The 13,996-nt window shown below is 61.7% G+C and carries 12 protein-coding genes; 8 read left to right on the top strand and 4 right to left on the bottom strand.

Translation table 11 applies throughout. The features are described 5' to 3' along the window. The first annotated feature begins 23 nt into the window (after positions 1-23). Positions 24-878, top strand: a complete 855-nt coding sequence (locus AC2FIR_RS14510) for a LysR family transcriptional regulator (RefSeq protein WP_170806996.1) — start codon at positions 24-26, stop codon at positions 876-878. A gap of 4 nt (positions 879-882) precedes the next feature. Here the strand turns inward: AC2FIR_RS14510 and AC2FIR_RS14505 are convergent, their stop codons facing one another. Further along, positions 883-1,065 (bottom strand): DUF1674 domain-containing protein, encoded by a 183-nt coding sequence (locus AC2FIR_RS14505; RefSeq protein ID WP_496746859.1) that lies wholly within the window; start codon positions 1,063-1,065, stop codon positions 883-885. Positions 1,066-1,154: 89 nt separating this feature from the next. Here AC2FIR_RS14505 and AC2FIR_RS14500 point away from each other — a divergent pair, with 89 nt between their 5' ends. The 7 genes from AC2FIR_RS14500 to AC2FIR_RS14470 all read left to right on the top strand — a co-directional run bounded on the left by AC2FIR_RS14500 (position 1,155) and on the right by AC2FIR_RS14470 (position 9,627). Beyond that, entirely contained in the window at positions 1,155-2,411 is a 1,257-nt protein-coding gene (locus AC2FIR_RS14500) for an RsmB/NOP family class I SAM-dependent RNA methyltransferase (protein ID WP_170806994.1), read from the top strand. A 90-nt stretch (positions 2,412-2,501) separates the two neighbouring features. Then, positions 2,502-4,241 (top strand): heparinase II/III family protein, encoded by a 1,740-nt coding sequence (locus AC2FIR_RS14495; protein WP_496716644.1) that lies wholly within the window; start codon positions 2,502-2,504, stop codon positions 4,239-4,241. A gap of 22 nt (positions 4,242-4,263) precedes the next feature. Beyond that, positions 4,264-5,853 carry a bifunctional phosphoribosylaminoimidazolecarboxamide formyltransferase/IMP cyclohydrolase gene (gene purH, locus AC2FIR_RS14490; RefSeq protein ID WP_170613088.1) on the top strand — a complete coding sequence of 530 codons (1,590 nt, stop codon included), beginning with the start codon at positions 4,264-4,266 and terminating at the stop codon, positions 5,851-5,853. Continuing rightward, the gene (gene lspA, locus AC2FIR_RS14485) at positions 5,853-6,329 is read left to right on the top strand and encodes a signal peptidase II (protein ID WP_496746857.1); all 477 of its coding nucleotides are present in this window, start codon (positions 5,853-5,855) and stop codon (positions 6,327-6,329) included. Before purH ends, lspA begins: the two co-directional genes overlap by 1 nt. 50 nt (positions 6,330-6,379) lie before the next feature. Beyond that, entirely contained in the window at positions 6,380-6,898 is a 519-nt protein-coding gene (locus tag AC2FIR_RS14480) for a DUF3035 domain-containing protein (RefSeq protein WP_496746855.1), read from the top strand. An 81-nt stretch (positions 6,899-6,979) separates the two neighbouring features. Beyond that, on the top strand, positions 6,980-8,320 hold the full coding sequence (locus AC2FIR_RS14475; RefSeq protein ID WP_480813816.1) for a M16 family metallopeptidase: 1,341 nt from the start codon (positions 6,980-6,982) through the stop codon (positions 8,318-8,320). Beyond that, positions 8,317-9,627, top strand: a complete 1,311-nt coding sequence (locus AC2FIR_RS14470; protein ID WP_496762599.1) for a M16 family metallopeptidase — start codon at positions 8,317-8,319, stop codon at positions 9,625-9,627. Before AC2FIR_RS14475 ends, AC2FIR_RS14470 begins: the two co-directional genes overlap by 4 nt. Before the next feature lie 21 nt (positions 9,628-9,648). Here AC2FIR_RS14470 and AC2FIR_RS14465 read toward each other — a convergent pair whose 3' ends face one another. From AC2FIR_RS14465 to deoC, 3 genes are read right to left on the bottom strand one after another with little or no spacing between them, the layout of a single operon-like run. Continuing rightward, positions 9,649-10,458: an SDR family oxidoreductase gene (locus AC2FIR_RS14465; RefSeq protein WP_170613097.1), complete on the bottom strand. Its 810-nt coding sequence runs from the start codon at positions 10,456-10,458 to the stop codon at positions 9,649-9,651. 25 nt (positions 10,459-10,483) lie between these two features. After that, positions 10,484-12,817 carry an aldehyde dehydrogenase family protein gene (locus AC2FIR_RS14460; RefSeq protein WP_496746852.1) on the bottom strand — a complete coding sequence of 778 codons (2,334 nt, stop codon included), beginning with the start codon at positions 12,815-12,817 and terminating at the stop codon, positions 10,484-10,486. Between the two features lie 48 nt (positions 12,818-12,865). Continuing rightward, positions 12,866-13,864 (bottom strand): deoxyribose-phosphate aldolase, encoded by a 999-nt coding sequence (gene deoC, locus AC2FIR_RS14455; RefSeq protein ID WP_496746851.1) that lies wholly within the window; start codon positions 13,862-13,864, stop codon positions 12,866-12,868. Between the last annotated feature and the right edge of the window lie 132 nt (positions 13,865-13,996).

Genomic DNA, 13,996 nt, shown 5'->3' with positions numbered 1-13,996 from the left:
TCTGCTGAGGCCCGGAAAAACTAATGGATAGAAAGAAAGTCGGTCTGCCCCCTCTGGATTGGCTGCGCGTGTTCGAGGCCGCCGGGCGTCTTGGCGGGTTTTCAGCCGCCGCGCGTGAGTTTGGCCTGACGCAGGCGGCGGTAAGCCAGCGGATCGGCAACCTTGAATCCTGGCTGGGTCGAACATTGTTCGTGCGCGAAGCGCGCGGCGTGTCCCTGACCGTTGAAGGCGAAAGCTACCTGCCTCTGGTGCAGGACAGCCTGCAGGCACTGGAGCGAAATACAGAGGACCTGTTCGGCAAATCCCCGCGAGAGCTGCGTGTCGCCGGCCTGTCCTCGAACATCCACGCACTGGTTCTGCCGGCCGTCGCGCGGTTTCAGGAGGTGCGGCCCAAGGTGCGGGTGATGACCGACTCGGTTGCGCGCCGGTCGTCGCTGGACGAGGAGAGGACATGGCTGCAAATCCGCTACGGCCGCGGGACCTGGCCCGGGCGCGATGCGGCGCTGATCGCGCGTGAGGTGCTGGTGCCGATGGCCGCGCCGGGTGTTGAATGGGGCGCGCCGCTGATTGATCTGCGCGGGGAACGACCGGCATGGCGGGACTGGGCGCGCAAGACGGACAATGCGGAATTGCCGCCGTCAAAGATCAGTCTCGATTCAATGGAGCACGCGATTTCCGCAGCTCGGCAGGGGATCGGCGTGGCGCTGGGTTCGGTGCCTCTGGCCCATTCGGACTTACATGCGGGACGATTGTGCAGGCTGGATCTGCCCGAGTTGCCGACCAAGGATGGCTATTGGCTGACATGGCCCGAAGAGCGTGCGAAATCGAACAAGCAGCGCGCTCTGATCGCTGATTTTCTGCAGGCTTTGCGGGGCTGAACGATCAGAAATCGATGGCGATGCCTTTTTTCTCCCAGTCGCCATAGCGGGCCGGGTCGGGGCCGTCGCGCCCGCCCAGTTCCTTTGGCATTTCCTTGGCTTCGGCCTCGGCCTTCTTGCGGCGCTCGTCGGCTTCGGCCAGCGCGCGCTGGGCAGCAGGCGGCAGGTCTTTGCGCTGATCGGTCATGACATCGGGTTCCTTTCCGTGCATGGGCTTGATATACGCCCGCGTCCGCCCTTGGCAATGCGGGCTCGGGTCACAGGAAAGGCGAATCCATGTCTGACAGCGCAACAGCGGCGCGGCGCAGCGCGATCTATCTGCTGGATCAGATTTTGGGAGAAGGGCGATTGCTGTCGGAATGCCTGGCCGCAGGCGCGCTGGATCGTCTTGAACCCGAGGACCGTGCAAGGGCTCAGCGTCTTGCGCTGCAAACGTTGCGCGGGTTGGAACGGGCGGACCGCCTGCTGGACAATCACCTGAACCGGACACCGGCGCTGACTGTCCAAAACGCCTTGCGCCTTGGCGCGGTCGAATTGTGCCACGGTGAGGCGGCACATGGCGTCGTCAACTCCATGGTCGAGATCGTAGGCCGGTCGCGCAAGCATGGACGCCTAAAGGGCTTGGTGAACGCCGTGCTGCGTAAAGTCGCCGCTGAAGGGCCGGATGCCTGGCCGAGAATGCGGGTGCCGCGCCTGCCGGATTGGCTGCGGGAACCGCTGATCATGGCCTGGGGTCCCGATGCCGTTGCGGGCATGGAGAGGGCTCATTTCAATGGCGCGCCACTGGACATCACGCTGAAGCCCGGCGCGACCGGACCCGGTGAGGCTTTGCCAACGGGTTCAATGCGCGTTCACGATGCCGGCCAAGTATCGACCCTGCCGGGTTATGACAGGGGTGCGTGGTGGGTACAGGATGCAGCGGCGGCCTTGCCCGTGCGGGTGCTGGCGCCAAAAGCGGGTGAGCGAATTCTGGACCTTTGTGCCGCCCCCGGCGGCAAGACGTTGCAACTGGCGGCGGCAGGGGCAGATGTCACTGCGCTGGACATCTCGGAAGGGCGGCTGGAGCGGGTGCGCGAGAACCTTGCCCGCACCGGTTTGTCAGCGAAGGTCATCGCCGGCGACGCGTTGGAGCATCAGGGTCAATATGATGCCATCCTGCTGGATGCCCCCTGTTCCGCCACGGGCACCATTCGTCGGCACCCTGACCTGCCCTTTGCAAAGGATGGTTCGGAATTTGGCGGGCTGATCGAATTGCAGGCCCAGATGCTGGCCCATGCCTGGACCCTTCTGAAACCCGGCGGGCGGCTGGTCTATTGCACCTGCTCGCTACTGCCGGATGAAGGCGAGGTGCAGGTCGAAGAGGCGCTGGAACAATATCCCGATATGCAGATCGACCGAGGCGCGCTGGGCATCGAAGGTGTCGATTCCGACTGGATCACGCAGGAAGGAGGGTTGCGCCTGCGGCCAGACTTTTGGGAGGATCGGGGCGGCATGGACGGGTTCTATATCGCCTGCCTGAACAAATCCGCCTGAAGGCACGCTTTTCGATGACTTGACGCGCCGCCCGGTCTATCGTTGGGTCTCAGGCGCCAGCAGAGCGCAAGGGGCAGAGAAACAAGCGTCATGTCGAAGTCGGACACCATGGCCAACCGGTGGATGCGGTTTCAGAACCGTTTCTACGCGCGCCTCAGCCAGCGCCAGAAGGCGGTCACCGGATTTGTCAGCCAGCCCGAACCCCGCGCTGTCGGCTCATTCGCGCGCGGCAGGCAGTTGGTGGCCGGGAACCTGCTGTTCGCCGGTTACTTGGTCGAGGCGCAGGATACCGGACTGTGGGATGTCGCAGCGCCCAGTGCCGGTTTTGACAATGAGCGTCACGGATTTGCCTGGCTGGACGATCTGGCCGCAGTTGGAGACATGCGCGCGCGGGAAAAAGCCCAGCGTTGGGTCTGGGGTTGGATCGCGACACATGGCCGGGGGCAGGGACCCGGCTGGGCGCCCGACCTGACAGGTCGCCGGGTGATCCGCTGGATCAACCACGCCATTTTCCTGTTGCGCGGTGTGGACGAGCAGCACAGCAGGCTGTTCTTCCGCTCTCTGGCGCAGCAAACGTGGTATCTGTCCAAACGCTGGCACGCCGCGACGCCGGGCTTGCCCCGGTTCGAAGCGTTGACCGGTCTGGTGCAGGCCGGTCTGGCGCTGGAGGGATTGGAGAGACTGGCCGATCCGGCCCTCAGCGCATTGTCGCGGGAATGCGAGCGGCAGGTGGATAAGCAGGGCGGGATCAGTACCCGGAACCCCGAAGAATTGCTTGAGGTATTTACGCTTCTGTCCTGGACATCCGCCGCGCTGAGTGAACTGGGTCGGGGGACGCCGGGATCTCAGCTGAACGCGATCAGACGCATTGCACCGACCCTGCGCAGTCTGCGGCATTCGGACGGCGCGCTGGCCCGGTTTCATGGTGGCGGGCGCGGCCTCGAAGGGCGGCTGGATCAGGCCCTGGCGCAAAGTGGCGTGAAGCCGGACCATTCAACAGGGCTGTCAATGGGATATGCCCGTCTCTACGCCGCAAGAACCAGCGTGATCATCGATGCCAGCGCACCGCCCAAAGGGGCTGCATCCTATAACGCGCACGCTTCCACCCTGGCGTTTGAGCTGACATCCGGACGCAGGCCGTTGGTCGTGAATTGCGGGTCCGGCGCTAGTTTCGGGCTCGAATGGCGTCGGGCCGGGCGGGCGACGCCTTCGCATTCCACCCTGTGCCTGGACGGATACTCCAGCGCCCGCCTGACCGATCCGGCCCCGGGCACGGAATACGAAGCGCTGGTCGATGCGCCCTCGCAGGTCCTGACCGAGGTTGAGGCCGGTTTTGAAGGAACCCGCTTCATGGCTGGTCATGACGGGTACGCAAAAGTGTTTGGTCTGACCCACGCCCGTACTTTTGAACTGCGTTTTGACGGCCGCGAACTTGTGGGTGAGGACATTTTGCTGACCGCAACCGACAAGGCGAAGCGGCAGTTTGACAAGGCGATGGATGCCTCGGGCCTGTCGGGGATCGCGTTTGATATCCGGTTTCACCTGCACCCCGACGTGGATGCGGCGCTGGATTTGGGGGGTGCTGCGGTGTCGATGGCTCTCAAAAGCGGTGAGATCTGGGTTTTTCGCCATGATGGCGCGGGAAAATTGTCAGTCGAGCCAAGCGTTTACCTTGAGAAAGGGCGTTTGAAGCCGCGCGCGACAAAACAGATCGTTCTATCCGGGCGCGCAATGGAGTATGCGACCCGCATCCGGTGGACGCTGAGCAAGGCACAGGATACAGCCTATGCCGTGCGCGATCTGCACCGGGACGAGCCCGAGTTTGACTGACGCCAAAAGGACCTTTGGACCCATGACCGACCTTCACCCCGTGCGCCGCGCGTTGCTTTCCGTTTCCGACAAGACCGGGCTGATCGAGCTGGGAAAGGCGCTGGCCGAGCGCGGAGTCGAGTTGCTGTCGACCGGCGGCACGGCCAAGGCGCTGCGCGAGGCAGGGCTTGAGGTGAAGGACGTCAGTGAGATCACAGGCTTCCCCGAGATGATGGATGGCCGTGTGAAAACCCTGCATCCGATGGTGCATGGCGGGCTGCTCGCGCTACGCGACAACGACACCCACGTTGCTGCGATGGAAGAACACGGCATCGGTCCAATCGACCTGCTGGTGGTGAACCTCTACCCGTTCGAGGCGACAGTGGCCAAAGGTGCTGGTTACGACGAATGTATCGAAAATATCGATATCGGCGGACCTGCGATGATCCGCGCGGCCTCCAAGAACCACGCCTTCGTGAACGTGGTCGTGGATGTCGAGGACTATTCCTCACTGTTGGATCAACTGGAAGAAAACTACGGCAAAACTTCCTATGGTTTCCGTCAGTGGCTTGCGCAAAAGGCTTACGCCCGCACCGCGGCGTACGACACCGCAGTTTCGAATTGGATGGCCGACGCATTGCAGCTTGAAGCGCCCAAGCGCCGATCTTTTGCGGGTGAGCTGAAACAGACCCTGCGCTATGGTGAGAACAGCCATCAACAGGCGGCTTTCTACACTGATGGAACCAACCGTCCGGGTGTGGCGACCGCCGTTCAGCACCAGGGCAAGGAACTGAGCTACAACAACATCAACGACACAGATGCTGCGTTTGAATTGGTGGCCGAGTTCAATCCTGCAAAAGGTGCGGCCTGTGCGATCATTAAGCATGCCAACCCTTGCGGCGTAGCCACAGGCACGACCTTGCTGGAAGCGTATAAGTCAGCCTTCGACTGCGACCGGACTTCGGCCTTTGGTGGGATCGTGGCACTGAGCCAGCCGCTCGACGCCGAAACCGCACAGGAAATCACCGGGATTTTCACCGAAGTCGTGATCGCCCCCGGCGCGTCGGACGAGGCAAAGGCGATCTTCGCGGCCAAGAAAAACCTGCGTCTGCTGACCACCGAAGGCCTGCCGGATGTGACCACTGGTGGCAAAACCGTGCGACAGGTGGCCGGTGGCCTGCTGGTGCAGGACAAGGACAATGGGTTCATCGGAATGGATGACCTGAAGGTTGTCACCAAAAAGGCCCCGACCGAAGAGCAGATGCGCGACCTGCTGTTTGCCTGGAAAGTCGCCAAGCACGTCAAATCCAACGCCATCGTCTACGTCAAAGACGGTGCGACCGTGGGCGTGGGCGCGGGCCAGATGAGCCGCTTGGACTCTGCCATGATTGCCGCCAAGAAGGCCGAACGCATGGCCGATGCGCTTGGCTTGCCGCAACCGCTGACCATTGGCTCGGCCGTGGCGTCCGATGCGTTCTTCCCCTTCCCTGACGGGCTGATGGAGGCCGCCGAAGCTGGCGCGACCTGCGTGATCCAGCCGGGCGGCTCGATGCGCGATGACGAGGTGATCGCTGCAGCGGACGAGGCAGGCCTTGCAATGGTCTTCACCGGCATGCGCCATTTCCGTCACTGATGCGTTTTCGCCTGCTGCTCTGGGCCGCGCTGGCGGCGCTGTTGATCGACCAGATCAGTAAATATCTGGTCGTACACGTGATGCGCGTGGCCGAAAAGCCCGGCGGTGTTGACGTGTTGCCGCCGCTGCTTGTGTTCAAGTACGGCGAGAATCGCGGGATTAACTTTGGCCTGTTTCAGGGGAACACGGACGCAGCCCGCTGGTTTCTGATTGGCATATCGGTCGTGATCTGCACGGCCGTTCTGATCTGGTTGATGCGGACGACGCCGTCGAAGCTGATGCAGATTTGCGGCGGCTTGCTGATCGGCGGGGCGCTTGGAAATGTGGTGGACCGGGTTCTCTATGGCTATGTCCTGGATTTCCTGAACATGTCCTGTTGTGGCATCGATAACCCGTTTGTCTTCAATCTGGCCGATGTGTTCATTTTTGCCGGAGCGCTGGGACTTGTTCTGTTTGACGGCAAAAAGCCCTCGTGACGCGCCGGACGATATGCGATAAAAGCGCCTCAAACAGGCTGGAGACACAAATGCGGATGCCGCTTGCCATACTTGCACTGACACTTGCCGTTGCCGTGGCGGGCTGTTCCAAACGTGGCTTGCGCGATCTTCAGCCACCCGGATCGGGCCCGGACGAATTTTCGGTGCTGCCGGTCAAGCCGCTGACAGCACCCAAGGATTACAGCTTCCTGCCGGCCCCCACACCGGGCGGCGGCAATCTGGTTGATCCGACGCCCAAGGCGGATGCCGTGGTGGCGCTGGGGGGCAGTGCGGCGGCGCTGAACTCGAATACCAGCATTCCGTCTTCGGATGCGGCACTGGTCACCGCCTCCAGCCGTTATGGCGTTCCGGCCAATACGCGGCAGGTCGTGGCGCAGGAAGATGCCGATTTCCGCAAGCGCCGTGGCCGCTGGACTGGTCTGAAACTGTTCCCGGTTGACCGCTATGAGCAGGTTTACGAGCGGCAGGCGATCAACGCGAATGCGCAAAACGAAGCAGCCCGCGCGGCAGGGATTGAGACTCCCTCGGCCCCGCCTGCCGATGAATAATTCTTAACTTTCTGTCATCGCCCTTGAACCCGCGCGGCGCCACCGTAGTTTGAAACGCATAAACCAAACGGAGGATGCCGCATGGTTCGGGCTCTGGCGTTGTTTGCCGCCCTGATGACCGCGACCCCGCTTCTGGCCGAAGACGGGCAGGAGGCAGTCACGACTTTTACACTGGATAACGGCATGGATGTCGTGGTGGTCGAGGATCATCGCGCCCCGGTCGTACAGCATATGGTCTGGTATCGGGCCGGTTCGGCGGACGAGCCCATCGGCGCGTCCGGCGTGGCGCATTTCCTGGAACACCTTCTGTTCAAGGCCACCGACACGCTTGAGGCCGGAGAGTTCTCGGCCACCGTGGCGGCCAATGGCGGCAATGACAACGCGTTCACGTCGTATGATTACACCGCCTATTTCCAGCGCGTCGCTGCCGACCGGCTGGAACTGATGATGCAGATGGAATCGGACCGGATGCGCAACATCCGCCTGACCGAAGCCGATATCGAAACCGAACGCGATGTGATCCTGGAAGAACGTAACCAGCGCACCGAAAACAACCCTCGTGCCCTCTTCGGCGAGCAGATGAGCGCGGCGCAGTATCTCAACCACCGTTATGGCGTGCCGATTATCGGCTGGAAGCACGAGATGGAGGAGTTGGATCTGGACGATGCACTTTCCTTCTATCGGATACACTATTCGCCCAACAACGCGATTTTGGTGGTCACGGGTGACGTCGACCCGGAGGAGGTCCGCGTTCTGGCCGAAAAATACTATGGCGTGATCCCGGCCAACCCCGACCTGCCTGAACGGGTCCGCTCACAGGAGCCGCCGCAAACCGCCGAACGACGCCTGACCTTCAAGGATCCGCGCGTGGCGCAGCCCTACCTGCAGCGCAGTTATCTGGCGCCGGAACGTGACGCAGGTGCTCAGGAAAAGGCCGCAGCGCTGTATTTGCTGGCCGAATTGCTGGGCGGCGGCACCACCTCGTACCTCAATGAAAAACTGCAGTTCGAGAAGCAGATGGCCGTCTATGCAGGCGCGTTCTATCGGGGCGTATCGCTGGATGACACGACCTTCGATATGGTGGTCGTCCCGGCCGAGGGCGTTTCGCTGCAAGAGGCTGAGGATGCGATGGATCAGGCGGTTGCGGACTTCATTGCCGAAGGTGTGAACGCAGAGGATCTGGACCGGATCAAGATGCAGCTGCGTGCCGCCCAAACCTATGCCCGCGACAATGTCGACGGGATCGGCAACCGCTATGGCCGCGCGCTGACCACCGGTCTGACGGTCGAGGATGTGCAGGCCTGGCCCGACATTCTTCAGGCCGTGACCGGAGAAGAGATCATCGCGGCCGCCCGCGAAGTGCTGCAGCCCGAAGCGTCTGTCACCGGATGGCTGATGCGTGACGATGAGGTGACGCAATGAAACGGATATTCGCAACCCTGATCGCCTTGGTCATTGCGATGCCCGCATGGGCCGAGATCGAGATCCAGGAAGTCACCTCGCCCGGAGGCATCAAGGCCTGGCTGGTCGAGGACCCGTCGATCCCTTTCACCGCGTTGGAGTTGCGGTTTCGCGGCGGCACCTCGCTGGATGACCCGGACAAGCGTGGCGCGATCTATCTGATGAGCGGCCTGATTGAGGAAGGCGCGGGCGACATGGATGCGCGGTCCTACGCGCGAGAACTGGAATCGCTTGCGGCCTCGTTCACGTACAACGCCAGCGACGACACGGTTTCGATTTCGGCACGGTTTCTGACCGAAAATCGGGATGAAGTGATCGATCTGCTGCGCACCACGATTCATGAGCCCCGCTTCGATCAGGACGCGATTGACCGGGTTCGCGCTCAGGTACTGTCCGGTTTGCGGTCGGATGAGACCGATCCCAACGACATAGCTGGCCGCAGCTTTGCCCGTATGGCCTATGGGGACCATCCCTACGGGTCCGAGGGCAAAGGAACGATCGAAAGCGTTTCCGCCCTGACGCGCGACGACATCGTCGCGGCCTACGACAACGTCTTTGCCCGGGACCGGCTGTATGTCGGGGCCGTCGGCGACATATCGGCAGAAGAACTGGGTGCGCTGCTGGACAAGCTGCTGGCCGATCTGCCCGAAACCGGCAAACCGATCCCGGACAAGGCGCAGGTCTCAATCACGGGCGGCATCAGCGTCGTGGATTTCGACACCCCGCAATCGGTCGCCCTGTTTGCCCAGAAGGGGATTGACCGTGACGATCCGGATTTCTTTCCTGCCTTTATTCTGAACCACATTCTGGGTGGCGGCGGGTTCGAAAGCCGCCTGATGCAGGAGGTTCGCGAAAAACGGGGCCTGACCTATGGCGTCGGAACCTATCTTGTGCCCAAGGATCTGGCCTCAGTCTATCTGGGGTCGGTGTCATCGGCCAATGACAGGATCGCAGAAGCGGTCGAGGTGATCCGCGATGAATGGGCGCGCGCCGCGTCCGAAGGCGTGACTCAGAAGGAACTGGATGATGCCAAGACCTACCTGACAGGAGCCTATCCGCTTCGATTTGATGGCAATGGCCAGATTGCCGGGATCATGGTCGGGATGCAGATGGAAGGCCTGCCCATCGATTATGTCGCCACCCGCAACGATAAGGTGAATGCCGTGACGCTTGAGGATGTGAACCGAGTGGCATCCGAACTGCTGGACCCGGAAGGCCTGCACTTTACCGTCGTGGGCAAGCCGGTCGGTCTGGAAACGACCAACTGATGACCAGGGGCTGAGCGAATCTCAGCCCTTTTTCATGCTCCGCAACATCTCACCCATCATCTGTCCGAACTTACCCGACCCACGCTGGTACAGCGCTCCGTCAACGGCCAGAACCGTGCCGCTGATATAGCTGGCCAGATCAGAGCTGAGGAACAGACAGGCATTGGCCACATCCTTCGGCTGTCCCCAGCGGCCCAAGGGCACGTCCTTGCGAAGCTCTTCGTGGGCGTTTTCGGTGGGGGCCAGACGTCTGGCCCCTTCTGTGCCTTCGATAAATCCGGGCACGACCGAGTTCACGCGGATGCCCTCGACACCCCATTCCATCGACAATGTGCGGGTGATCTGATCGACGCCCGCCTTGGCGGCGCAGACATGCGCCTGACCTTCGTAAGGCAGATAGGATTGCGGGGCCGAGATGTTGATGATGCTGGCCCCGGGACGCTTGAGGTAAGGATAGGCCCCCTTCATCACGTGGATCGTGCCCATCAGATCAATATCGATCACGGTCTTGAACGCATTGACCGACATCTCGGCCGCCAAGGCGGGGAAATTGCCCGCCGCGCCCGACACCAGAACGTCGAAATCTCCAAATGCCTCGTGGAATTGCTTGAGGCCCTCAGCCACAGCCTCAGGGTCACGCACGTCAAACGCCGCACCGACGGCATCCTGTGCGCCCGCAGCTTTCAGTGCGGCAACCGTATCATCGACCTTCTCCTGCGACCGGCTGGCAACGGCCAGTTTGGCACCCGAGGCCGCAAAGGCCTCGGCAATGCCTCGGTTGATACCGCTGGTTCCGCCGATGACGATGACGGTCCTTCCTGAAAAGTCCATGTAGGCCTCCCGAGATGCGGGAGCCCTACTCGCCGTAAGGCACCCAGATGTTTTTTACTTCGGTCGCAGCCTGCAGGAAGCGGCGGGAATGGTCCATGCTCCAGTCAAATGCCGTCGCGTTATTGACCCAGGTCCGTTTCAGGTTCCCGGCCGAGACCACCTCGATCTCTTTCGACAGGTCGGTGGAAGAGAACGACCAGACCGCATCGACGTTCAGATGCGAGGCCAGCGGTTTCGCCAGTTCCGCGTGGCTGCCGGTCAGGATGTTGACCACACCAGCGGGCACGTCCGAGGTTTCGAGGATCTGGTAAAAATCCGTCGCCGCCAAAGGATAAGGCTCCGATGCCACCAGAACTGTCCGGTTGCCCATCGCAATGGCCGGGGCCATCACTGAAACCAAACCAAGCAAAGGTGCTTCGTCCGCGCACAGCGCGCCGATGACCCCCACGGACTCTTTCATGGCAATCGCCACGCCGCGGATCGGAACGCCGTGCACCTGACCGTCATATTTGTCGGCCCAGGCCGCGGCGGTGAACAGGCGCTGGATTGATGCTTCAACCTCTTTGGCGCCGTCCTTCTTTCCGGTCATGGCGTCGATACGAGCGGCGAACTCATCAGCACGGGCCGAGAGGTTCTCACCGATAAAATACAGGATCTGTGCGCGCAGATGGCCGGTGGTCTTGGACCAGCCTTTGGCCCCCGCGGCAGCTTCAACGGCGTTGCGAACGTCTTTGCGGTTGGCAAGGCCGACATGACCCAGCAGGCCGGATTTGCCCCAGACCGGTTTCGAATAACCCCCATCGGGGCGCGCCTGCTTGCCGCCGACATACATCTTGGCGGTGCGGTCAATCGGATCGACCGGTGCGCCTTCGCCCGTCGTTGCTTCGACCTTTGCCAGTGGCTTGGCCTTGCCCTTGGGTTGGGTATAGGCCGCCAGACCTTCCCAGCCGCCTTCACGGCCAAAGCCGCTTTCGCGCACGCCGCCAAAGCCTGCGGCGGCGTCGAACAGGTTGGTGGCATTCACCCAGACCACACCCGCGACCAGCTTGGGAGCGATGTCCAGCGCGAGGTTCACATTCTCGGTCCACACAGTCGCGGCCAGCCCGTAGCGGGTGTTGTTGGCCAGCTCGACCGCCTCTTCCGGTGTGCGGAATGTCGAGGACACCAGCACGGGACCAAAGATCTCTTCCTGCATCAGCGGATCGGATGTCTCCAGTCCCGAGATCAGCGTCGGAGGATAGTAGCAGCCGTTCGCGGGCATCTCGCAAGCGGCCTGATGCACATGACCAGCCGTGTTGCTTTCGACCAAGCTCTTGATGGTCTGCAATTGGACCGGGTCCACAACGGCACCCACGTCGATGCATTTGTCCAGCGGATTGCCGACGCGCAAACCGTCCATGCGCGCGCGTAGCTTGTCGTGGAAGCGGTCGGCAATGCCTTCCTGCACCAACAGGCGCGAGCCCGCACAGCAGACCTGACCCTGATTGAACCAGATCGCGTCAACCAGACCTTCGATGGCGCTGTCGATATCGGCGTCGTCAAACACGATGTAGGCGGACTTTCCGCCCAGTTCCAACGTCAGTTCCTTGCCCGATCCAGCCGTCGCTTCCCGGATCCGGCGGCCAACGACGGTCGAGCCGGTAAAGGCGATCTTGTCAACGTCCGACGCCACGATCATCTCGCCCACTGCACCATCACCGGTTACAATGTTGACCACCCCTTTGGGCAGGCCCGCCTGCGAGCAGATATCGGCAAACAGCAGCGCAGTCAGCGAGGTGTATTCGGCCGGTTTCAAAACCACCGTGTTGCCCATGGCCAGCGCCGGAGCGATTTTCCACGCCAGCATCAGCAGGGGAAAGTTCCACGGAATGATCTGGCCGCAAACCCCCAACGCCTCGGCACCGGGCAATTCGCTCTCCATCAGCTGCGCCATGCCCGCGTGGTAATAGAAATGCCGCTGCGCCAGAGGGATATCGATATCGCGCGACTCGCGGATCGGCTTACCGTTGTCCAGGCTCTCCAGAACCGCAAACAGGCGCGAATGCTTCTGCAAAAGCCGCGCAATGGCATAGAGATACCGCGCACGTCCAGCGCCACCCAGTTTCTCCCATTTCGGCTGCGCCGCGCGTGCGGCAGCAACAGCGGCGTCCACGTCTGCCTGTTTGGCCTGCGTCAGCCTGGCCAGCACTTCTCCGGTGGCTGGATTGCGGCTGTCAAATCCCTTGCCGGGCTTGGTGAAGGCGCCATCGATATAGTGACCGAACTTGTCGCCCTGATCGACCAGCCAGGCCAGCGCCTCGGCAGCGCTTTCAGGGGCGGGGCCATAGTCCATGGTTTCGAATATCTCTTTGACTGTCATGACTTCATCTTTTCCCAAATACTCACTGTCCAGACTTCAAAACGGGGCTCAGCCCATAGAATGTCTGTAACCAGCCGAGTAGGCCCCGGTGACATAGTGTTCCAACTGCCGTTCGATATCACCCAGCAACGATGACGCGCCAAAGCGGAACAGTTCGGGTTCCAGCCAGCGGTCGCCCAGTTCATCCTTGATCAGCGCCAAGTACACCAGCGCATCCTTGGCCTTCGAAATTCCGCCCGCAGGCTTGTAGCCAACCCGATAGCCGGTGCGGTCATAGTAGTCACGGATCGCGCGGATCATCACCAGCGACACGGGTAAAGTGGCGTTGACGCTTTCTTTCCCGGTCGAGGTCTTGATGAAGTCCGCCCCGGCCATCATGCAGACCAGCGAGGCGCGCGCGACATTGCGCAGGCTGCCCAGTTCTCCGGTTGCAAGGATGGCTTTGACATGTGCATCGCCACAAGCCACGCGGAAGGCCTTCATTTCGTCGTACAGGGCTTGCCAATCGCCCGACAGCACATGGCGGCGCGAGATCACGATATCGATCTCTTCGGCCCCGGCTTTGACGCTTTCCTCAATCTCGGCCACGCGCAGATGGAACGGGGACAGGCCAGCCGGGAAGCCGGTGGATACGGCGGCAACCGGAATGCCGGTGCCCTTCAGCGCCGCGACAGCGGTTTCGATCATGTCGTGATAGACGCAAACGGCCCCGGTGGTGATCGGCGGCATGTCCAGCGCCTGCAAGGTTGCAGGCGATACAGGCTGCCGCGCCTTGGCGCACAGGCGTCGCACGCGGCCAACGGTGTCGTCGCCGGACAGGGTCGTCAGGTCGATCATGGTAATCGCCTTGAGCAGCCAGGCCGCCTGATATTCCTTTTTGACTGAACGGCGGCCGGGCAGCGTCGCCGCGCGGCGCTCAATCGCCGAGGTGTTGGCCTGAACGGCGCGCACCCAGTCCATGTCCAGTTCCATGCCGGGGTTTCTGGGTTCTGTCACTTGCGGCAGATGCGCGGTGCGCACGGGGCTTTCTGAGCTCTGCGTATCCATCATCACGTCCTTTGGGAGGTTTGCGCCAAAATCGCACGGGACGAGGTGAAAGGGAAGGTGTTCGGCTGCTCTCGACACATATTTTTTGACCATTTGGACAAAAACAGGCGTTTTCTTGCGAGTAATTCGCAA

The organism is Ruegeria sp. CDSB136, assembly GCF_059610965.1.
Note: the sequence above shows the minus strand (reverse complement) of the source record. Positions and strands in the feature narration are given on the sequence as shown.